19 protein-coding genes are annotated in these 20,806 nt (G+C 70.6%); 6 read left to right on the plus strand and 13 right to left on the minus strand.

Going from position 1 to position 20,806, the window contains the following annotated elements:
- The first annotated feature begins 487 nt into the window (after positions 1–487).
- Positions 488–1,078, plus strand: a complete 591-nt coding sequence (locus ACQ86M_RS13540) for a nitroreductase family protein (RefSeq protein WP_431245847.1) — start codon at positions 488–490, stop codon at positions 1,076–1,078.
- Between the two features lie 56 nt (positions 1,079–1,134).
- Here the strand turns inward: ACQ86M_RS13540 and ACQ86M_RS13545 are convergent, their stop codons facing one another.
- From ACQ86M_RS13545 to ACQ86M_RS13555, 3 genes are all read right to left on the minus strand, one after another.
- Positions 1,135–2,199: a zinc-dependent alcohol dehydrogenase family protein gene (locus ACQ86M_RS13545; protein WP_431245848.1), complete on the minus strand. Its 1,065-nt coding sequence runs from the start codon at positions 2,197–2,199 to the stop codon at positions 1,135–1,137.
- Positions 2,200–2,264: 65 nt separating this feature from the next.
- Positions 2,265–4,418, minus strand: coding sequence for an ATP-dependent Clp protease ATP-binding subunit (locus tag ACQ86M_RS13550; protein ID WP_431219186.1), 2,154 nt, complete (start codon positions 4,416–4,418; stop codon positions 2,265–2,267).
- A 117-nt stretch (positions 4,419–4,535) separates the two neighbouring features.
- Positions 4,536–6,008 carry an MFS transporter gene (locus ACQ86M_RS13555; protein ID WP_431245849.1) on the minus strand — a complete coding sequence of 491 codons (1,473 nt, stop codon included), beginning with the start codon at positions 6,006–6,008 and terminating at the stop codon, positions 4,536–4,538.
- 88 nt (positions 6,009–6,096) lie between these two features.
- On the opposite strand from ACQ86M_RS13555, the gene ACQ86M_RS13560 reads away from it, so the two are divergent.
- Together ACQ86M_RS13560 and ACQ86M_RS13565 are read left to right on the plus strand one after the other, a co-directional pair.
- Positions 6,097–6,492: a MarR family winged helix-turn-helix transcriptional regulator gene (locus ACQ86M_RS13560; protein ID WP_431219188.1), complete on the plus strand. Its 396-nt coding sequence runs from the start codon at positions 6,097–6,099 to the stop codon at positions 6,490–6,492.
- 25 nt (positions 6,493–6,517) lie between these two features.
- On the plus strand, positions 6,518–6,886 hold the full coding sequence (locus tag ACQ86M_RS13565) for a hypothetical protein (RefSeq protein ID WP_431219189.1): 369 nt from the start codon (positions 6,518–6,520) through the stop codon (positions 6,884–6,886).
- 59 nt (positions 6,887–6,945) lie between these two features.
- On the opposite strand, the gene ACQ86M_RS13570 is transcribed toward ACQ86M_RS13565, so the two are convergent.
- Positions 6,946–8,469, minus strand: coding sequence for an APC family permease (locus tag ACQ86M_RS13570; RefSeq protein ID WP_431245850.1), 1,524 nt, complete (start codon positions 8,467–8,469; stop codon positions 6,946–6,948).
- Positions 8,470–8,730: 261 nt separating this feature from the next.
- On the opposite strand from ACQ86M_RS13570, the gene ACQ86M_RS13575 reads away from it, so the two are divergent.
- The gene (locus tag ACQ86M_RS13575; protein WP_431245851.1) at positions 8,731–9,636 is read left to right on the plus strand and encodes a glycerophosphodiester phosphodiesterase; all 906 of its coding nucleotides are present in this window, start codon (positions 8,731–8,733) and stop codon (positions 9,634–9,636) included.
- A 1-nt stretch (position 9,637) separates the two neighbouring features.
- On the opposite strand, the gene ACQ86M_RS13580 is transcribed toward ACQ86M_RS13575, so the two are convergent.
- From ACQ86M_RS13580 to ACQ86M_RS13595, 4 genes are all read right to left on the minus strand, one after another.
- Positions 9,638–10,111, minus strand: a complete 474-nt coding sequence (locus ACQ86M_RS13580; RefSeq protein WP_431245852.1) for a hypothetical protein — start codon at positions 10,109–10,111, stop codon at positions 9,638–9,640.
- A 155-nt stretch (positions 10,112–10,266) separates the two neighbouring features.
- Positions 10,267–11,391 (minus strand): class I SAM-dependent methyltransferase, encoded by a 1,125-nt coding sequence (locus tag ACQ86M_RS13585; RefSeq protein ID WP_431245853.1) that lies wholly within the window; start codon positions 11,389–11,391, stop codon positions 10,267–10,269.
- Positions 11,392–11,418: 27 nt separating this feature from the next.
- On the minus strand, positions 11,419–12,810 hold the full coding sequence (locus tag ACQ86M_RS13590) for an APC family permease (protein ID WP_431245854.1): 1,392 nt from the start codon (positions 12,808–12,810) through the stop codon (positions 11,419–11,421).
- A gap of 44 nt (positions 12,811–12,854) precedes the next feature.
- Positions 12,855–14,477 carry an amidohydrolase gene (locus ACQ86M_RS13595; RefSeq protein ID WP_431245855.1) on the minus strand — a complete coding sequence of 541 codons (1,623 nt, stop codon included), beginning with the start codon at positions 14,475–14,477 and terminating at the stop codon, positions 12,855–12,857.
- Positions 14,478–14,560: 83 nt separating this feature from the next.
- On the opposite strand from ACQ86M_RS13595, the gene ACQ86M_RS13600 reads away from it, so the two are divergent.
- On the plus strand, positions 14,561–15,232 hold the full coding sequence (locus ACQ86M_RS13600) for a TetR/AcrR family transcriptional regulator (protein WP_431245856.1): 672 nt from the start codon (positions 14,561–14,563) through the stop codon (positions 15,230–15,232).
- 147 nt (positions 15,233–15,379) lie between these two features.
- On the opposite strand, the gene ACQ86M_RS13605 is transcribed toward ACQ86M_RS13600, so the two are convergent.
- Positions 15,380–16,570, minus strand: coding sequence for a glycine C-acetyltransferase (locus ACQ86M_RS13605; protein ID WP_431245857.1), 1,191 nt, complete (start codon positions 16,568–16,570; stop codon positions 15,380–15,382).
- Between the two features lie 2 nt (positions 16,571–16,572).
- Positions 16,573–17,616 (minus strand): L-threonine 3-dehydrogenase, encoded by a 1,044-nt coding sequence (gene tdh / locus ACQ86M_RS13610; protein WP_431245858.1) that lies wholly within the window; start codon positions 17,614–17,616, stop codon positions 16,573–16,575.
- 136 nt (positions 17,617–17,752) lie between these two features.
- Between tdh and ACQ86M_RS13615 the strand changes: the two genes are divergently transcribed.
- The gene (locus ACQ86M_RS13615; RefSeq protein WP_431245859.1) at positions 17,753–18,490 is read left to right on the plus strand and encodes a cysteine hydrolase family protein; all 738 of its coding nucleotides are present in this window, start codon (positions 17,753–17,755) and stop codon (positions 18,488–18,490) included.
- Between the two features lie 124 nt (positions 18,491–18,614).
- On the opposite strand, the gene ACQ86M_RS13620 is transcribed toward ACQ86M_RS13615, so the two are convergent.
- The 3 genes from ACQ86M_RS13620 to ACQ86M_RS13630 all read right to left on the minus strand — a co-directional run bounded on the left by ACQ86M_RS13620 (position 18,615) and on the right by ACQ86M_RS13630 (position 20,806).
- Positions 18,615–19,028 carry a heat shock protein transcriptional repressor HspR gene (locus ACQ86M_RS13620; protein WP_431219199.1) on the minus strand — a complete coding sequence of 138 codons (414 nt, stop codon included), beginning with the start codon at positions 19,026–19,028 and terminating at the stop codon, positions 18,615–18,617.
- Between the two features lie 2 nt (positions 19,029–19,030).
- Entirely contained in the window at positions 19,031–20,014 is a 984-nt protein-coding gene (locus ACQ86M_RS13625; protein WP_431219200.1) for a DnaJ C-terminal domain-containing protein, read from the minus strand.
- 117 nt (positions 20,015–20,131) lie between these two features.
- Positions 20,132–20,806, minus strand: coding sequence for a nucleotide exchange factor GrpE (locus ACQ86M_RS13630; protein ID WP_431245860.1), 675 nt, complete (start codon positions 20,804–20,806; stop codon positions 20,132–20,134).

Raw genomic sequence — 20,806 nt, forward strand, 5'->3', positions numbered from 1 at the left:
ACGTGGTGGGTGGGGGTGGCATCCGCGGCGCTGGGGATCTGGACAGGTCGGGTTCGGGTGAGGACAGTTCTACGGGGTGCGGGTCGCGGCCCGCAAGTGGGGGTCGAACCCCTCGTTTCCGCGTGTCGCACCGTCCCCCGGACAGGGGTGTCCGCCGTCCGGCGGACACCCGCCGGAGCGCGACGCGCCGATGCCTCCGGCCGAGCCAAGCCGAGGAAAACGCCAGCTCAGAGGACGAATATTCGCAGGAATCGTGCCGTCCGGCTCGGCGGATTCGACGCGCCCGAGATGCCTGGATTCTGTACCCCGATACCACCGCCTGAATGCATGCTTTGAAAGTTACGAACTGTTACAGGTGCGACACATGCCGTTCACATTCACGCCGCCGACGGGACACCGGGAATAGCGCGGGGAGGTCCATGCGTTGGTATCGATATAGCCCGGCAATGGAGCCGATCCCCTACCACGCATCGCACGAAGGAGACCCATGTCCATCGCCGAAACCAGCTCGCGCAGCGCCGACACGTCCGCGCCGCTGCTGCCCGTGCTCGCGGACCGCTGGAGCCCGCGCTCCTTCGACCCGGCCATCGGGATCGACGACCTGACGCTGCGCTCGGCGCTCGAGGCGGCCCGCTGGTCGCCCTCCGCGGGCAACACCCAGCCGTGGCGCTTCATCGTGGCGCGGCGCGGGAGCGAGGCCTTCGACACGATCGTCGCGAACCTGGCGGGCTTCAACACCGTCTGGGCCGCATCCGCCGCCGTACTCATCGTCGCGGTCGCGGAGGTCATCACGGCCGACGGCGCCGAGCAGCGCTGGGCCACCTACGACCTGGGTCAGGCCGTGGCGCACCTGAGCATCCAGGCCCACCACGACGGCCTCCACGCACACCAGATGGGCGGCTTCGACCCCGAGGGCCTGCGCACGGCGTTCGGCCTCGAGGAGCGGTTCGTTCCCGTCTCGGTCACCGCGCTCGGCGCGCTGGGGGACGCGGAGGCGCTGCCCGAGCCGCTGCGCACGCGCGAGACGCAGCCGCGCACCCGCCGGCCGCTCGACGAGATCGTCACGATCCACGCCTGAGACGCCGAAGGCGCCCGCCGGGATCCCTCCCGGCGGGCGCCTCCTGCGTTCACACGCTACGGACGCACCAGCGTCTTGATCGCGCGGCGCTCATCCATCGCGGCGTACGCCTCGCCGATCTCGTCGAGCGGCACCTCGAGGTCGAACACCTTGCCGGGCTCGATCGCGCCGGACCAGACGTCCTGCAGCAGCTCCTCGACGTAGTTGCGCACGGGCGCGACCCCGCCGTTCACGCCGATGTTGTTCTGGAACAGCGGGCGGACGGGCAGCTCGGGGCCGCCGTTCGGGACGCCGACGTAGCCGACCATGCCGCCCGGGCGGGCCGACCGGATCGCCTGGTCCATCGACTCCTTGGTGCCGACGGCCTCCAGCACGCAGTCGGCGCCGATCCCGTCGAGCAGCTCCTTGACGGCCGCGACTCCGGCGTCGCCGCGTTCGGCGACGATGTCCGTCGCGCCGAACTCGCGGGCCAGCGCCTGACGCGTCTCGTGGCGCGACATCGCGATGATGCGGGAGGCGCCGAGCCGCGCCGACGCGAGCACCGCGCACAGCCCGACCGCGCCGTCGCCGACCACGACAACGGTGCTGCCCTCGGTGACCCCGGCGGAGACCGCGGCGTGGTGCCCGGTGCCCATCACATCCGACAGCGTCAGCAGACTCGGGATGAGCTCGGCGCGCGGATACTCGGGCGTCGCCACGAGGGAGCCATCGGCGTGCGGGACGCGGACGCGCTCGCCCTGGCCGCCGTCGGCGAAGCCGCCGATGCGGTCGTCGGAGCCCCACCAGCCGCCGTGCAGGCACGAGGTGCTGACGCCGTTCTTGCAGTTCACGCAGGTCATGTCGCAGTCGTAGAACGGCGCGATGACGAAGTCGCCGGGCTTGATCGTGCGCACCTCGGCGCCGACCTCCTCGACCACGCCGACGAACTCGTGACCGATGCGGTGCGGCTGCTTCGTCGGCGTCACGCCGCGGTACGGCCACAAGTCGCTTCCGCAGACGCAGGCGGCGACGACGCGGACGACGGCGTCGAGGCCGTCGGCGCCGGAGCCGGTGTACAGGGTGGGTTCGGGGACTTCTTCGAGGCGCACATCGCGCTCTCCGTGGATGACTGCAGCACGCATGGTTCGAGCCTACGCGCACGGAGGGCGCCGCCCGCTCGCGGACGGCGCCCTGTGGACGACCGGGACTACTCGCGCACGGCCTCGATGGCGAGGTGGTCGGTCTCGCGGTCGAGGTCGACGCGCACCAGGTCGCCGTCGCGGACCTCGCCCGCCAGCAGCGCGGTCGCGAGACGGTCCTCGATCTCGCGCTGCATCAGGCGGCGCAGCGGACGCGCCCCGTAGATCGGGTCGTACCCGCGCTCGGCGAGCCAGGCCCGCGCATCCGGGGTGACCGCCAGCTCCAGCCGCCGCTCGGCGAGCCGGGCCATCAGCCGGTCGATGCCCAGCTCGACGATCTCGCCCAGCTCGTCCTGGCTCAGCGCCGAGAACACGACGATGTCGTCGAGGCGGTTCACGAACTCCGGCTTGAAGGCCTGGCGGACCATCTGCAGCACCGCCTCCTCCTTCTCGGTCTCGTTCAGCGTCGGGTCGACCAGGTACTGGCTGCCGAGGTTCGAGGTGAGGATGAGGATGGTGTTGCGGAAGTCGACCGTGCGGCCCTGGCCGTCGGTCAGCCGTCCGTCGTCGAGCACCTGCAGCAGCACGTCGAACACCTCGGGGTGCGCCTTCTCGACCTCGTCGAGCAGGATCACCGAGTAGGGGCGACGGCGCACGGCCTCGGTCAGCTGGCCGCCCTGCTCGTAGCCGACGTACCCGGGAGGCGCACCGACCAGGCGCGAGACGGAGAACTTCTCTCCGTACTCGCTCATGTCGATGCGGACCATCGCCTTCTCGTCGTCGAACAGGAACGCGGCGAGCGCCTTGGCGAGCTCGGTCTTGCCGACGCCGGTCGGGCCGAGGAACAGGAACGAGCCCGTCGGCCGTCCGGGGTCGGAGATGCCCGCCCGGGTGCGGCGCACCGCATCGGACACCGCCTGCACGGCCTTCTTCTGGCCGATGATGCGGCGGCCCAGCTCGTACTCCAGGTGCAGCAGCTTCTCGGTCTCGCCCTGGGTGAGGCGATCGACGGGGATGCCCGTCCACGCGGCCACCACGGCGGCGATGTCGTCGGCGGTGACCTGCTCGTTCACCATGCGCGGGTGGTCGTGCTCCGCCTGCTCGGCCTCCGCCAGCTCGCGCTCGATGCCGGGGATGGTCTCGTACTCGATGCGGGACGCCTCCTGGTACCGGCCGTCGCGCAGCGCGAGGTCGCGCTTCGTCTTGGCCTCCTCCAGCTGCGACCGCAGCTCGCCGACGCGGTTCAGCGACGCCTTCTCGGCGCGCCACCGGGCCTGCAGCTCCTCGAGCTCGGCTTCCTGCTCCCGCAGCCGCTCGCGCAGCTGCTCCAGGCGCTCCTTGCTGGCCTCGTCCTTCTCCTTCTTGAGGGCGAACTCCTCCAGCTTCATCCGCTCGACCTGGCGCTGCAGCGTGTCGATCTCGACGGGGGCCGAGTCGATCTCCATCTTGAGCCGCGAGGCGGCCTCGTCGATCAGGTCGATCGCCTTGTCCGGCAGCTGCCGGGCGGTGATGTAGCGGTTGGAGAGGGAGGCCGCGGCGACCAGCGCGGAGTCCTCGATGGTCACGCCGTGGTGCGCCTCGTACCGGCCCTTGAGCCCGCGCAGGATGGCGACGGTGTCCTCGACGGACGGCTCGCCGACGTAGACCTGCTGGAAGCGGCGCTCGAGGGCCGCATCCTTCTCGATGAACTCGCGGTACTCGTTGAGCGTGGTCGCGCCGATCAGCCGCAGCTCACCGCGGGCGAGCATCGGCTTCAGCATGTTGGACGCCGCGACGGATCCTTCGCCCCCGCCTGCGCCCATCAGGATGTGGAGCTCGTCGACGAAGGTGATGATCTGCCCTTCGGCGTCGTTGATCTCTTTGAGGACGGCCTTCAGCCGCTCCTCGAACTGGCCGCGGTACATCGCACCGGCGACGAGGGCGGAGAGGTCGAGCGCGACCAGCTGCTTGCCCTTGAGGGAGTCGGCCACGTCCCCCGCGACGATGCGCTGGGCGAGGCCTTCGACGACCGCCGTCTTGCCGACGCCGGGCTCGCCGATGAGCACGGGGTTGTTCTTGGTGCGGCGGGTCAGCACCTGGCTGACGCGCCGGATCTCGGCGTCCCGCCCGATGACCGGGTCGAGCTTGCCGCTCTTGGCGATCTCCGTGAGGTTGACGCCGTACTGTTCGAGAGCGCTCTTCGCCTCCTCTTGCGTGGAGGGCGCACCCTGCATGTTCGCCATGTGGTTCCTTCCCATTTCGTTGTGGGCAAACTTGAGTCTACAAGGCTCAACTTTGTCGAGGGAAGCGGAATTCCCGAAATGAGAGGAAATCGTGGCCGGGCAGGGTGCGCCCCGGCGTCAGCCCTCGAGGAGACGCGCGGCCCGCGAGCCGGCCCGGCGGCGACGGGGGACCGCCGCGACGATCAGCCCGGCGACGGCGAGGGCCGCGCTCAGATACAGCCCGGGGCGGAAGTGCTCGAGCTGCGCCGCAGCACCGGCACCGGCCGCGCCGCCCCCGGCGATCAGGGCGGAGGTGACGGCGAGCGCGAGCGCCCCACCGACCTGGGAGCTCGTCTGCACCAGCCCAGCCGCGAGACCCTGCTCGTCGTCGGTCACACCGGTCGTCGCCTGCACCTGGATGGACGGGAACCCGATCCCGAACCCGATGCCCAGCAGGAGCACCGGCGGCAGGATGTCGACCGCGTACACCGGCGCCGTGCCGAGCCGCAGGAACAGCAGGTACCCCGCCGAGAGGGACGCCAGCCCGAGGACGATCAGCGGCGTCGGCCCGAAGCGGTCGATCAGCCGATCGGTGAACGGTGCGCTGAACGCCACGACGAGGCCGGTGGGCAGGAGCGCCAGGGCCATGCCCAGCGGGGACCAGCCGAGGACGTCCTGCAGGTAGAGCGTGAGCACGAACTGGAAGGAGACGTACGAGCCGAAGAGGGTGATCGCGGCAAGGTTCGCGCGGAGGACCGAGGCGACCCGGAAGATGCCGAAGCGGATGAGCGGGTGCCGCACCCGCACTTCGACGACCACGAACACCCCGAGCAGCAGGGCTGCCAGCACGAACCCGAGGACGGTCTGCAGCGATCCCCAGCCGGCGCCGGGAGCCGAGACCACGGTGTAGACGAGCACCAGCATCCCGAGGGCGAGCGTCACCGCGCCGGCGATGTCGTGTCCCGCGCCGCGCTCACGCGCATCCTTCGGCACGAAGAAGAAGCCGAGCACGAGCGCGAGGAGCGCAAGCGGCACCGAGAACAGGAACGTCCAGCGCCAGCTGAGCGTGGTCATCAGCCCGCTCATGATGAGGCCGAGCGAGAACCCGCTCGCGGCGAACGTGGTGAAGATCGAGATGGCGCGGTTGCGCTCCGGGCCCTCCTCGAAGTTCGTCGTGATCAGCGAAAAGGCCGCGGGCGCGGTGAATGCGGCCGCTACGCCCTTCACGAAGCGGCTGGCGATGAGCAGGCCCGCGTCGGCCGAGAGTCCGCCGGCGAGAGAGGCGACGGTGAAGACGCTGAGCGCGACCAGGAGCACGGTGCGCCGGCCGAGCAGGTCGGCGAGCCGGCCGCCGAGCAGCAGGAGGCTGCCGTAGCCGAGGACGTAGCCGGAGACGATCCACTGCAGGGAGCCGGTGTCGAGGCCCAGCTCCTTGCCGATGGAGGGCAGGGCGACGCCGACCATGGAGACGTCGAGGCCGTCGAGAGCGATGACGATGCAGGTGGCGAGCAGCAGGAGCCAGCGCGCCCGGCTCCAGCGCACGCGGACGCGCTCGGGGCTCATGGCGCCGGGCCGGACGGCGGGGCGGGATGCGGTATCGGAGTTCAGCACGAAGGCAACTCTATGACACGGAATAGATTGTGTCAGCAACCTATGCACATTCATCGAAATCACATCCAACGCGAGGTATCGTGAAGACATGAACACGCAGGTGGATGTGGCGGCCCGCTGGCGCGAGCTGCAGGGCCTCTACCTCAGCACCGCCGCCGAACTGGACCGCACCCTGCAGCAGAGCGTGCAGCTCGGGCTGAGCGAGTACGAGGTGCTCGACCTCGTCGCCGGCTACGCCCACGACGAGTGCACCATGCGCAACCTGGTCGACCTGATGCCGATGACCCAGAGCGCCCTCTCCCGCATCGTCGACCGCCTGGTGAAGGCCGGCCTCGTGGAGCGGAACACGTGCGACTACGACCGTCGCGCCCTGTTCGTCGGCATCACACCGGCCGGCACGACCGTCCACGCGGAGGCGAAGCGCACCTACGACGGACTGCTCGAGAAGGCGCTCTCCGGCGCCGCCCCTCAGCCCGCCCAGTGACCGGCCGAGGCAGTACCCTGTCGTCATGATCGACCCCGCCGATGTGCGCGTCGTGCTCATGGACGGCGAGACCGCCGCGACCCTGGCTCAGGTGCTGCCCCTCCTGCTGCTCACCCTCATGGTCGAGCTGCGCCGGGTGGAGGTGCACCGGCGCGGGCACAGCGTGCGGCTGACGCGGGCACTGCTCGGGGTGTTCTTCCTCGCGTTCGGCGTGGTCGAGACGGTGTTCGTGCTCTCGATCGACGGCCAGTTCATCCCGTTCACGTGGAGCGACCTCATCGCCGCCCTCAGCATCTTCGCGCTGATCGCGCTGCTCTTCGTGCTCTCGCTCCTCGACTCCCCCGAGCACCGGAAGCAGCACCAGCGCCCCTCCCCCGACGCGAACAATTCCTGAGTTCTTCGCCCCGACACGCGGTCGGAGGCCCGAAGAACTCAGGAATTGTCGGCTTGGGGCTAGCGCGCGGCGGGGTCGCGGTCGTCGACGTTCGGCGGAGCGGCGGCGTCGAGCTCCTCGGGCAGTTCGAGCGGGCGGCGCGTGTAGTACCCGCGCGCCTTGCGGTAGAAGAGCGCGATCGGCACGACGCCGAGCACGATCAGCCCGAGCCCCAGCACGTTGACCACGATGGCGTCGTCCTGGAAGTTCTGCACGATGCCGAGCACGAAGATCACGCCCATGAAGATCGCCCCGAGCGCCGGCCACAGCCCGATCAGGATGAAGTTCTTGGCCGACTTCATCAGCACCCGCCGGTAGGCGACCACCACGGCGACGCCCGCGAGCGTGTAGTAGAAGGCGATCTGGATGCCGATGGACGCGATCGCGTTCGTCATGATGTCGCCGACATTGCCGATGAAGTTCGAGCCGACGAACAGCACGATCGACACGCCCACGATGACCAGCGTCGCGAAGGCCGGCGTCTTCCACTTGGGGTGGATGCGGCCGAAGGCCTTCGGGATGGTGTGGTCGCGGCCCATGGAGAACAGCGTGCGGGTGACCTGGATGAGCGTCGTCTCCAGCGTGGCGATGGTGGAGAGCGCCACCGCGACCACCAGGATCTTGCCGCCGATGCCCGGCCATACCGCGTCGCCCAGCACCGAGAGGATGTTGGCGCTGTTGGCCTCGATCGTCTTCGCCGGCAGGATGACCATGGTCGCGATCGTGAAGATCTCGAACAGCAGGAAGACGATGATGACGCCGATGATGCCGGCGGAGCCCGCGTTCTTGTGACCGTCCTTGGTCTCCTCGTTGAGGTTGGCCGCGACATCCCAGCCCCAGAAGTAGAAGGCGGCGATCAGCGCGGCCGAGACGAAGACGCCCTGGCCGGTGAGGTGCTGGAAGCCCAGCCAGTCCCACGAGAACGACGGACCGGCGTGGCTGGCGGTGGTCGCCCGCACGATCATGAGCACGGCGAAGAAGATCAGGATGCCGACCTCGATGACGGACATGATCCACTGCGCGCGGGCGGTGACGTGCACCCCGAACAGCACGCACGCCGCCATCACGAGGAACCAGAGGGCGCCGACGCCGGTGATGAGCGGCACGTTGCCCGCCTGCTCCGGCGCGAAGAGGGTGACGGTCATCGCGCCGGCGGGCAGCGCACCCGCGACCATGAAGATCGTGGCCGAGATGACGAGCGCCCAGCCCGACAGGAAGCCGAGGATGGGGTGCAGCGCCCGCGCGACCCACGAGTAGGCCGCGCCCGCGTTCACGTCGAGGCGGCCGAGGTACAGGAACGCCCACGCGATGCCGAGCATCGGGATGCCGCACCAGAGCAGCGCGGCGGGGGCGCCGAGGGCGGCGGCTCCGACGAGCGTCGCCGTGGTGGCGGCGATGGAGTACGCGGGAGCGCTTCCCGCGACGGCCATCACGATCGAGCCGGCGGCGCTGACGCCGTCCGCCTTCAGGGCGTCGTGGTTCTCTCCCGGGGTGTGCTCGGTGCCGCCGTGCGGGGCATCCGGCCGGGAACTGATCTGCGTCATTGCTCTCCCTGGCTGAAGGGTCGCGGGTACGGCGGAATCGGGTGCCACGCCGTTGTGCGACAGGGGGACGTTAGCAACATCCGCCGCCGAGAACAAGCACATTACGACGGAATCGGTTGTGAATTCGTTCAACGGGGCCTGAAAGCGTTGCCGATTCTCCCATCCGCGACGGAAGAAGTCGCGCAGCCCGCGGTGCGACGATCGCTCCACCCCCCGAGTGGGCCGCTTGATCAGGGAGGCGCCGGATGCCTAGGGTTGCCCATGCCCGCCGACGAGGAGACGACACCGGCCGAACCCCGTCGCGTCTCGCGCCGGGCGCTGATCGGCGGGATCGTCGGCGGATCGGTCCTGGCCGTGGCGGCCGCGGTCGGCGGTGGCGCGCTCGTCCTCCCCCGGTTGCTCGGCGGCTCCCCCGACGGCCTCCTGGTACCGGATCTCATCAAGCGCGCCGGCTTCACGGTCGCCCATCGCGGCGGCTCGCGGGACTGGCCCGAGATGTCGATGGAGGCGTACCGCTCCTCCGTGGCGCGGGGCGTGAACGCCCTCGAGATCTCGCTGGCCCGCACCTCCGACGGCGTCTGGTTCGGCCTCCACGACGAGACGCTCGACCGCACCTCCGGCACCTCTGGCTTCGTCGCCTCCGAGCACACCTGGGCGGAGGTACGGCGTCATCGCATCACGGCGGCCGGCACCACGGACCCGCACCAGGCGACGCAGCCGTACCTGCGCTTCGAGGACCTGGTGCGCGCATACGGCCGCAGCCACACGATCTTCGTCGACCCGAAGGTCGTGCCGTCGGAGCACTTCGCCGAACTGTTCGCGCTCATGGGGAAGGTCGAGCATCCCACCCGCACGTTCGTGGCGAAGGGGTACTGCACCGCCGGGGCATGGCCGGTGGATGCGCGGGCACGCGGCTACGAGACCTGGGGTTACTACTACGGCGCAGAGCTCGCCGCCGACCCGACGCAGTTCGCCCGGACCCAGGAGCGCTGGACCTGGCTGGGCCTCGACTACAACGGGGGCGACGAGGCGTGGCGGTCCTTCACCGCGGGCGCCAAGCCGGTGCTGGCCCACATCGTCCCGTCCCGCGCCGCCGCCGACACCGCCCTGCGACTGGGTGCGAACGGACTGGTCGTCTCCGGCGTGCGCGAGGTGCTGCCGGGCTGAGTCAGCGGAGACGAGTGGCGTTGAAACGCCGCCGCTCTGCGGTGGCCCGCCGAACGAAACCGGACGAGACGGGTAGCCACAAGAGGACCGTCCCCACGGCGAGGGCGATGGACACCACGGCATTGAGGATCGTCGAGACCAGGCCGGAGTCATCGGCCCAGGAAGCGAAGCCGTCCGTTGCAAGAGAGGCCAGCATGAGGGCCACCATGATCGTGAGGACTATGCGCGGCCAACGGTAGCCGCGGATAGCGCGAGCGGCGAGGAAGGCCAGGAACGCCGCGACGGCGAGCGCGACGGCGGTCTGGAGCACGACAGTCCCGACGGCGATCGCGGGGGTGACCTCCAAGCGTCGACCGTTCCGCACGAACGAGTGGACCTGGCTGGACACCCAGGCTCCCCAGTCGGTCGTGAGCAGGCGATGAGCCGTGGCGACGACGGTCAGGCCGCAGCGAGTGACGAGCGCCCAGAAGGCCACCCGCACGGTCCATGGCACCGAACCGGACGGGCGGAACCGCTCCCGGCGAAGCGCGGGTTCTGCGAGTGATCGCCCGCGCGGCGGAGCGAGATCGAGGCGCGGCACAGTCGAAATGCTAGCGGCGAGGTGAAGCCGCTCTCGCTTCCTGTCCGCATTCAGGAGGGCTTGCGGGATGCCGTGACCGTGAACTTCGCGTTGCGGGCGATCTGGCGCGTCGGGCCGACGGTGCGCTCGAGGGCCGGCCGGTAGCCGAGGTGCGAGTTCCAGACCGCCCAGAGCTCGCCCCCGGGCGCCAGGACTCGGCCGGCATCGGCGAACAAGCGGTGCGCGATGCCCGTGTGCACCGCGCTGCCGATGTGGAAGGGCGGATTGAGCACCACGAGGTCGGCGGATCCGTCGGACTGGGAAGCGAGGCCATCGTCGCGCACCACGGTCACCCGCCCGGCGACGCCGTTCGCCGCCGCGGTCGCGGAGGCCGAGGCGACGGCCGCGGCGGACTGGTCGGTCGCCACGACGCGCAGCTCGGGACGGGCGACGGCGAGCGCCGACGCCAGCACGCCGGTCCCGCAGCCGAGGTCGATCGCCGTACGGGCAGCCGGCACGGCGCCATCCAGCACGCCGAGGAGGAAGCGCGTGCCGATGTCGACGGCGGTTCCCGCGAAGGCCGCGCCGTGCGCGCACACCCAGAGCCCGGTCTCCTGGTCGAACGACCGCTCCGGCCAGCGGTCGAGCACCGTGGCGGCGGCGGGATGCGGCTCGCGCGCGGTCAGCACGCGCGCCTTCTGGCGCGCCAGCGACGCCGTCACGTCGCCGAACACCTCGGCGAGCACGCCGTTCATCGCGGTGGTCATGTGCTTCAGCATCCCGCCCGCGTAGACCGTCGCATCCGCCCGGGCGTGCTCCGCGATCAGCGTGGCGATCTCGGCGAGCGCGTCGAGGCTGCGCGGGAGCCGCAGGAGCACCGTCCGGGCGCCGCGGACCAGGGACTCGTCGAGCGGGCGGTGCTCGTACGCGTCGGCGAGACCGAGCTCGGTGGCGTTCGCGTCGAGCGCCCGCTCGCCCGTCAGCGCATCCTGATGCACCCGGATGCCGCGCGCACCCCGGGCGGCGGCGGCCAGCGTCAGCGCACCGTACCCGTCGCCGATGACCACCAGCCCGTGGCCGAGGACCGCGTCACCCGCCAGGTCGGCGAGCAGCCGGTCGGCCGCGTCGGAGGCGAACAGGTTCGGCGCCTCGACGTCCGGCCGCCGGCGCAGCCGCTCGTACGGGAAGGAAGACACGCTCCCATCCAAGCAGAGCCTCCCGGCTCAGGACGCGGGCACCTCCTCGATCAGCTCCTCCTTCTCCGAGAAGTCCATCATCGGCGGCTTGCGGCGGAAGCCGCGGGTCAGCACGGCCAGGTAGATGACGCCGAGCAGCATCCACGACAGGCCGACGATGAACGTCGTCACGGTGAGCGACGTCCACAGCCAGACGGTCAGCACGAAGCCGATCGCGGGCAGCACGCCGTAGCGCACCCACTCCCCGGCGGTCGGCCGCTCGCGTCCGCCCTTCGGGAAGAGGTGGTGGCGGATGACGGAGAGGTTCACCATCGAGAACGCGGCCAGCGCGCCGAAGGAGATCATGGTCGCCGCCTGGTCGAGCGTCAGCACGAGGGCGAGCAGCGAAACGATCGAGACCGCGACCGCGGCGACCCACGGAGTGCGGAACCGCGCGTGCAGGGTGCCGAAGATGCGCGGGAGCACCCCGTCCCGGCCCATCGAGTAGATGATGCGCGACACGCTGACCTGGGTGGTCATGCCCGAGCCGAACGCTCCGACGACGTAGACCGCCACGAAGAACGAGGTGAGGAAGGTGCCGCCCACCTTCGCCATGAGGTCGACGCCCGCGGAGTCGACGTTGGAGAACGCGCGCCAGTCCGGGTAGACCAGGGCGCCGAGCCACGATACGACGATGAAGATGGCGCCGCCGATCAGGGTGGTCAGCAGGATGGCCCGCGGGATGTCGCGCTTCGGGTTCTTCGCCTCCTCCGACAGGGTCGACACCGCGTCGAAGCCGAGGAAGGACAGGGCCAGCACCGCGGCGCCCGCGAAGATCGGCCCCAGGCCGCCGGACCCCGGCAGGAACGGCTCGATCAGGCTCGGCGTCTGCGAGGACGGGCTGGTCACCAGCTCCTTGATCGACAGCACCGCGAAGACGACCACCAGCAGGATGGACAGCGCCACGATCGCGATGTTGAGCTTGTTCACAAGGGTGATGCCGAGGACGTTGAACACGAGCACCAGCAGCAGCGACGCGAGCGCGAACACCCAGCCCGGCACATCCGGGAACTGCGTGTTCAGGTAGATGCCGATCAGCAGGAAGTTGATCATCGGCAGGAACAGGTAGTCGAGCATCAGCGTCCACCCGGTCAGGAAGCCCACGTGGCCGCCGAACGTCTGCTGCGTGTAGGTGTACGCCGAACCCGAGACCGGGAAGGCGCGGGACATCGCGCCGTAGCTCAGCGCCGTGAACAGCATGGCGACGAGCGCGACGACATACGCCGACGGGAGGTGGTTGTCGGTGGTCTTCGTGACGATGCCGTAGGTGGTGAACACCGTGACGGGCGCCAGGTAGGTGAGGCCGAACAGCACGAGGGCGGTCGGCCCGAGGGCCCGCTTGAGCCGCGGCTGGGTCGGCGGAAGGTCGGTCGTGGTCATGGAGGTGCAGCCTCTCTCGAGTGGTGCGCGGGTGTGGGGGTGTATCAGCTCCGTACGGTGGCCGCGCGGCGGACGCCGGCGACCCAGGTTCCGAGCACGCGGACGGAGCGCAGGTCGTGCGGGTCCACGTGGCGCGGGTCGGTGTCGAGCCACACCAGGTCCGGTCCGGAACCCGGACGCAGCGCGCCGCGCGCGGTGTGCGCGAAGGCCTGGTGGGCGACGCCGGAGGAGTACGCCTCCAGCGCGTCGGTGAGCGGGATGCGCTCGGCGGGGGTCCATCCGTCCTCCGGCACGAGGGCCTCGGTCTGGCGGGTGACCGCCGTCGCGACGCCCGGGCGCCAGTCGGCGCTGCTGACCGGCCAGTCGCTCCCGAAGGAGACGCTCGCCGACTCGAGCAGGGTCCGGATGGGGTACTGCAGCCGCTCGCGCTCGGGTCCGAGGCGAGGGATGGTCAAGTCGAGCATCATGGGGTCCAGCTGGGCCCACAGCGGCTCGAAGTTGGCGATGACGCCGAGGCGCTCGAAGCGCGGCAGGTCGGCCGGGTCGACGACCTGCACGTGGGCGATGACCGGGCGGCGGTCGCGCGGCCCGTTCGCGCGCTCCACCTCCTCGAAGACGTCGAGCGCGGTCCGGGCGGCGGCGTCGCCGATGGCGTGGAGGTGCAGCTGGAAGCCCAGCTTGTCGAGCGTGACGGCCGCGGCCGTCAGCTCGCGCGCCTCCCAGTTCGGCAGACCGCGGTCGCCCGGGGTGTCGGTGTAGTCGGCGAGCATCGCGGCGGTGTGGTTCTCGATCACGCCGTCGACGAAGACCTTGATGGTCGTGGCGGTGAGGAGCGGATCGCCGAGCTCCTCGACGCGGCGACGCGACTCCACGAACTCGGGCACCTGATCCCGCCAGCGCAGCGGGTCGGCGCGGAGGGCGAGGTTGACCCGCGTCGAGAGGAGGCCGCGGGCGGACGCCTCGAGGTACGCCTCCAGCTCGGCGGGCTCGACCCAGGCATCCTGGATCCACGCGATTCCGAGCTCGGCGTACTCGGCGGTCGCCAGCCGCAGCGCTTCGACCCGCTCGTCGTGGCTGCGGCCGGGCTCGACCGGGATCAGCAGATCCACCGCGCCCGGCTCCTGCAGGATGCCCAGCGGCGACCCGTCCTCACGGCGAGGGATGCGGCCCAGCGCCGGTTCCGGCGTGCGCGCGTCGATCCCGGCCCGGCGGAGCGCCTCGGAGTTGACCCACACCGTGTGGTAGTCCCACGCCCGCAGGACCACGGGGCGATCGGGCACCGCTTCGTCCAGCCAGCGCGCGTCGAACATCCCCTCGGGCGCCAGCGTCGCGTCGTAGCTGCCGCCGTAGATCCACTCCTGCTCGGGATGGGCGTCCGCCCACTCCGCGACGCACGCGACGATCTCGCCGACCGAGGTGCACGAGCGCACCTGCGGGCCGAGCTTCTCGAGGCCGCCCTGCAGGGGATGCGCATGACCGTCGCCGAAGGCCGGGGCGAGTACGCCCCCGAGCAGGTCGACGATCGCCTCGGCGCTGTCGCGGAGGGCGAGAGCGTCGGCGCCGACCGCGACGACGCTCCCATCGGTGACGGCGACTGCGATGTGCTCGGCCGCATCCGCGCGGTAGCTCTCGAGGATCGTCCCGTTGGTGAAGACGGTCGTGCCCATGCACCCTCCGCGTTACAGATAAATGAACGACGTTCTTTTATTTCGTCAGATACTAGGGTGTGATCGAGCCGGAGGGGAAGAGCATGGCCGAGATCGATCGCCCGGCGCGCCGGGTGGGGCGACCGCGGACCACGGTGCTCACCCGCGACCTGATCGCGCACGCGGCGATCCGGCTGCTCGACGAATCCGGCGCCGACGGCTTCACGATGCTGCGGCTGGCGCAGGCGCTCCGCGTGCGGCCCAGCGCCCTCTACAACCACGTCGACGGCAAGGAGGACGTGATCGCGAGCGTCCGCGAGCTCGTCTCCGACCGCATCGACGTGAGCGCGTTCGAGACCGAGCCGTGGGATACGGCGATGCTCGCCTGGGCCCACTCGTACCGCGTGGCGTTCGCCGCGCATCCGCCGACCATCGCACTGCTCGCGACCCTGCCGCTGACCGGCGCGCTGCGCACGATGCGGATGTACGACGCCGTCGTCGCGGCCATGGTCCGCGCAGGGTGGCCCGAGGCGGAGGTGCTGCCCACGATCGTCGCGGTGGAGTCGTTCATCCTCGGCTCCGCGCTCGACGCCATCGCGCCGGCCGACATGTTCGACCCGGCCGGAGCGGAGGATGCGGTGCCCGCGTTCGCCTCCGCCTACCGCGCGCGGTCGGCGGCGCTCGGCGCGACGCCGCCGGCGGACGCGGCGTTCGAGACCGGGCTGACCGCGCTGCTCGACGGCTTGCGCGTGCGCTACGAGAGCGTGCGGGCCTAGATGCAGTGCCCGGGAACGTCGTTCGGCTGCGGCTCACGCGGCTGAACGTCGTCTCGCGCCTCGCGGCCGCGCGATTTGCGCCAAATCGCGGTTATGACGGTCGCAATCCCGCGATTCGGCACAAATCTCTGACGTGCGGGACGGGACTCACGAGGCGGCGACGGCGGCCCGGGACGCGACGAACGCGTCCACGCAGCGGCGGATCTCCTCCTCGGTGTGCGCCGCCGACAGCTGCACCCGGATGCGGGCCCGGCCCTTCGGCACCACGGGGTACGAGAACGCGGTGACGTAGACGCCCTGCCGCTGCATCTCGTCGGCGATGCGGGCGGTCAGTGCCGCGTCGCCGAACATGACGGGGACGATGGGATGCCCGCCCGGCAGCAGGTCGAATCCCGCCTCGGTCATCAGCTCGCGGAACAGGGCTGCGTTGGCGACCAGCTGCGCGCGCAGGTGGTCCGACTGCTCCAGCAGGTCGAGCGCGGCCAGCGTGCCGGCGACGATGGCAGGGGCGAGCGTGTTCGAGAAGAGGTACGGCCGCGACCGCTGGCGCAGCAGGTCGACGATCTCCTGCCGGCTGGAGACGTAGCCGCCGGAGGCGCCGCCGAGCGCCTTGCCGAAGGTGCCGGTGTAGATGTCCACGCGGTCGGAGACGCCGCACAGCTCCGGCGTCCCGCCCCCGTGCGCGCCCACGAAGCCGACGGCGTGCGAGTCGTCGACGAACACCAGCGCGCCGAACTCGTCGGCGAGGTCGCAGATCTCGGCGAGCGGGGCGATGTAGCCGTCCATCGAGAACACGCCGTCCGTGACGATGACCGTGAACCGGGCGCCCGCATCCCGGGCGGCCTCGAGCTGGGTGCGCAGGTCGGCCATGTCGCGGTTCCGGTACCGGAACCGCTGCGCCTTCGAGAGGCGGATGCCGTCGATGATGGAGGCGTGGTTCAGCTCGTCGGAGACGATGGCGTCGCCGCCTGCGAACAGCGTCTCGAAGACGCCGCCGTTCGCGTCGAAGCACGAGGAGAACAGGATCGTGGCCTCGGTCCCGAGGAACCGCGACACCCGGCGCTCCAGCTCGAGGTGCTGCTCCTGGGTGCCGCAGATGAAGCGCACCGACGCCATCCCGTAGCCCCAGTCGTCGAGGGCGGCCTTGGCCGCAGCAACGAGCGCGGGATGGTCGGCCAGCCCGAGGTAGTTGTTGGCGCAGAAGTTCAGCACCTGCTGCCCGTCTGCGGTGATGAGCGCCGCCTGCGGACCGTGGATGCTGCGCTCGTGCTTGGTGAGCCCGGCCTCCTCGATCTCCTGCAGCTGCGTCGCGATGTGCTCGCGGAAGCGTCCGTACATGTCTAGACCTCCGTCCAGTCGAGGATGACCTTGCCGCCGCCGGCCGCGGCCGCCGCGGCGAACCCCTTCTCCCAGTCGCGGGCGGGGAAGCGGTCGGAGACGATCGATGCGATCGCGTCGTGCAGCTCGGCGGAGGTCTGCAGCATGGCGCCCATCGCGTTCCACGTCTCGAACATCTCGCGGCCGTAGATGCCCTTCAGGGTGAGCATGTGCGTGACGACGATGCCCCAGTCCACCGCGATCGGCTGCGCGGGGAGGCCGAGCATGGCGATGCGTCCGCCGTGGTTCATGTTCTCGATCATCGACGGCAGCGCGGTCGGGGCGCCGCTCATCTCGAAGCCGACGTCGAAGCCCTCCCGCATGCCGAGAGCCTTCTGCGCCTCGTGGATGTCGTGCTGCGAGACGTCCACCGTGAAGTCCGCGCCCATCCCCCTGGCGAGCTCGAGCCGCTGCGCGCTGACGTCCGTTCCGACGATGAACCGGGCGCCGACGTGGCGGGCGACGGCGATCGCCATGAGGCCGATGGGGCCGCATCCGGTGACCAGCACGTCCTCGCCGACGACCGGGAACGCGAGCGCGGTGTGGACGGCGTTGCCCAGCGGGTCGAACAGCGCGCCGACCTCGGGCTCGATCGCGCTGTGGTGCACCCAGACGTTGGTCGCCGGGAGCACCAGCTGCTCGGCGAACGCGCCGTCACGCTGCACGCCGACGCCCTGGGTGCGGATGCACATCTGGCGGCGGCCGGCGCGGCAGTTGCGGCAGGTTCCGCAGACGATGTGGCCCTCGCCGGAGACGCGGTCGCCGACCTCGACGTCGTGGACCAGCTCGCCGACCTCGACGACCTCGCCGAAGAACTCGTGGCCGGGGATGAGCGGGGCCCTCACGGCCGACGCCGCCCAGTCGTCCCAGCGCTGGATGTGGAGGTCGGTGCCGCAGATGCCGGTGCGCAGGACGCGGATCCGGACATCCTCCGGGCCCATCTCGGGTTCGGGCATGTCGACCAGTTCGAGACCCGGGGCGGCCTCGCTCTTGTACAGGGCTCTCATCGCAAGCTTCCTCGTGGGAGTCGGTTGTGCTTCATCGCGCGGCCGGTCTCGCCTTGTGAGCGCTCCAGCCGCCGACCAGCCTAGCGCCGTGACTCACCACTCGCGCGCCCGATCCCGGGGCGCTTAGAGTGCAGAGATGAAGCGCGCGCTGATCGTCATCGACCTGCAGAACGAGTACGTCACCGGCAACCTGAAGATCTGCTTCCCGGACCTGATGACGTCCATCCCGAACATCGAGGTGGCGTGGGATGCGGCCGACGACCACGGCGTGCCGGTCGTGGTCGTGCAGCACATCGAGGACGAGGGCGCGCCGGTCTTCGCCCGCGGGTCGGAGGGCGCGGCGCTGCACGAGACCATCGCCGACCGGACGCCCGCGCACGTCATCACGAAGGGCAGCGTCTCCGCGTTCCCCGGCACCGACCTCGAGTCGTGGCTGCGGTCGGAGGGCATCGATACCGTCACGATCGCCGGCTACATGACCCAGCACTGCTGCGCCGGGACGGCCCGGGATGCGGCCGAACTCGGCTTCACGGTTGAGTTCCTGTCGGATGCGACCGGCACGCTCGACCTCGTCAACGAGGCCGGCGCGATCTCGGCGGACGCCCTCCACCGCAGCGTCCTGGTCACCATGCAGTCGGAGTTCGCCGCTGTCGCGACCACGGAGGAGTGGACGCTCGCGGTCGAGGCGGGCGACACCCTCCCGGTCTCGAACCTGTGGGGCAGCACGGGACACGCCCGGCTGCCGGAGAAGCACGCCGAGCTGCACAAGCTCATGCGCGAGGTGCGGGCCGGGATCGACCGCGACGTCGCCGAGGGCGAGGCGCACAACATCCAGAACACCCTCTACGTCGGGCAGGGCGTCTCGTCGCTCTGACGCGCGACACCCCGGGCTCTGCCGACCGCGGCGCAGGTCGAGTGGTGAGTGGACGCTCGAAAACGCGCCGAGTGGCGACATGATGTCACCACTCGGCGGAGAGGACGCAGGCGCGGAGCGGACCTCAGCGCTCCAGCGGGCGCCAGACGACGAGCTGGTTGCTGCGGCGGATGCGGGTTCCCGCCCGCATGGAGACGACCTCGCCCTCGGAGCCGGCCGCGAAGACGCGGCGGCCCGGGCGGTTGAGCAGCTCGTCGGCGAGCGCCGACTCCAGCTCGCGCACGCGGTCGCGCAGTTCGCCCACCTGGTCCTCGAGCTCCAGGATGCGGCGGATGCCCTCCAGGCTGACGCCCTCGGAACCCAGGCGGGCGATCTCCTGCAGCTTGGCGATGTCGCGCATCGAGTAGCGGCGCGACTTGCCGGCGGTCCGGCTGGGGCTGACGAGTCCGAGCCGGTCGTACTGGCGAAGCGTCTGCGGGTGCATCCCCGCGAGCTCCGCCGCGATCGAGATCACGAAGACCTGGCTGTTCTCGTCCATCGTCAGCTCCGGGCCTTAGCAAGGATGTCGTCGCGCGGGTTCTCCTGCGGCAGCGTCGCGGCGAACTCCTCCAGCTTCTGCTTCGCCTCGCCGGAGAGGTGCGACGGGACGGCGACCTGGACGACCGCGAGCAGGTCGCCGGTGCCCTTGCCGGTCTCGACGCCGCGGCCCTTCACGCGCAGCACGCGACCGCTCGGGGTCCCGGGCGCGACGCGGAGCTTGACGGGATCGCCGCCGAGCGTCGGGACCTCGATCGTCGCTCCGAGCGCGGCCTCGGCGAAAGTGACCGGCACGTTGACCCGGAGGTTGAGGCCGTCGCGCTCGAACACCGGGTGCTTGCGGACCGTCACCGTGAGGACGATGTCGCCCGCCTCGCCGCCGTCCGGGCTCGGCTGGCCCTTGCCGCGCAGCTTGATCTTCTGGCCGTCGGCCACGCCCGCCGGGATCTTGACCTTGATCGGCTTGCCGTCGGAGGCCTGCAGCGTGATGGTCTCGCCGCGCGTCGCGGTGACGAAGTCGATCGTGGTGTGGGCGGTCACGTCCCGGCCGCGGGTCGGGCCGCCGTAGCCGCGGAAGCCTCCGCTCGTCTGGCCGAAACGTCCGTTGCCGAAGAGGCCGCCGAAGACGTCGTCGAAGCCGCCGCCCTGCTGGAATGTGTACTGCTGCTGTCCGCCCTGGCCGAACATCCCGCCGAAGACGTCGTCGAAGCCGCCCTGTGCGCCGCTGCCGGGCGCCGTGAACCGGGCACCGGATCCCATCGCGCGGATCTGGTCGTACTCCTTGCGCTCCTCGGGGTCGCTGAGCACCGAGTACGCCTCGCTGATCTCCTTGAACTTCGCCTCCGCGGCGGTGTCGCCGGGGTTCGAGTCGGGGTGGTACTTGCGGGCGAGCTTGCGGTACGTCTTCTTGAGCTCCGCCTCGCTGACGTCCTTGGAGACGCCGAGAACCTTGTAGAAGTCCTTGTCGAACCAGTCCTGGCTAGCCACGGGCGCCTCCCTTCAAGTCGTTGTCGTTCGTGGATGAAGTCTGCATCAGTCGCACGCGCACGGCGAGCGGAGCGGCGGGACGCATGCCCCGCCGCTCCGCCGTGCGCTGGTTCCGGCTCAGGCCGGCACCGAGACGACGACCTTCGCCACCCGCACGGTGGTGGAGCCCAGCCGGTAGCCGGTCTCCACGACCTCGGCGACGGTGTCCGCCGTCACGCCCGGTGTGGGCTGCTGGAAGATCGCCTCGTGGACCTGCGGGTCGAAGGGCTCGCCCTTCTCTCCGTAGGCGGTGAGGCCGAGGCGCTCGACCGCGGTGCGGAGCTTCGCGGCGATGGTCGAGAACGCGCTGCCCTCGCCCAGATCGCCGTGCTTCTCCGCCCGCTCCAGGTCGTCGAGCACCGGGATGAGCCCCTTGACCGCGTCGCCGACCGCACGCTCCCGCTCGATCTCGCGGTTCGCCTCCGTGCGCTTGCGGTAGTTCGCGTACTCGGCGGTCACCCGCTGGAGGTCGGCGAGGCGCTCGGCGGCGAGCTGCTCGGCGGTCGTCTGACCGGAGAGGATGTCGAGGTCGTCGTCGCTCAGGACGGTGCCCTCCTCCTCATCCTCGGCCGGGCCGACGTCGACGAGCTCCTCGTGAGCGAGGTCGTGCTCGCCGGCGTCCTTCCCGGCGTCGGCCGCGGTGTCACCCTCGGGCTGCCGGACCTTCCCGGTCTCGGGGTCGATCCTCCGCTTGTCCCGGATGATCGGATCCTCGCGTTCGGGCTCCTGCGAGCCCCCGTTCTGGTCCGACAT

Origin of the sequence: Leifsonia xyli subsp. cynodontis, assembly GCF_050632205.1 — a bacterium.
In the GTDB taxonomy this organism is placed as follows: domain Bacteria; phylum Actinomycetota; class Actinomycetes; order Actinomycetales; family Microbacteriaceae; genus Leifsonia; species Leifsonia xyli_D.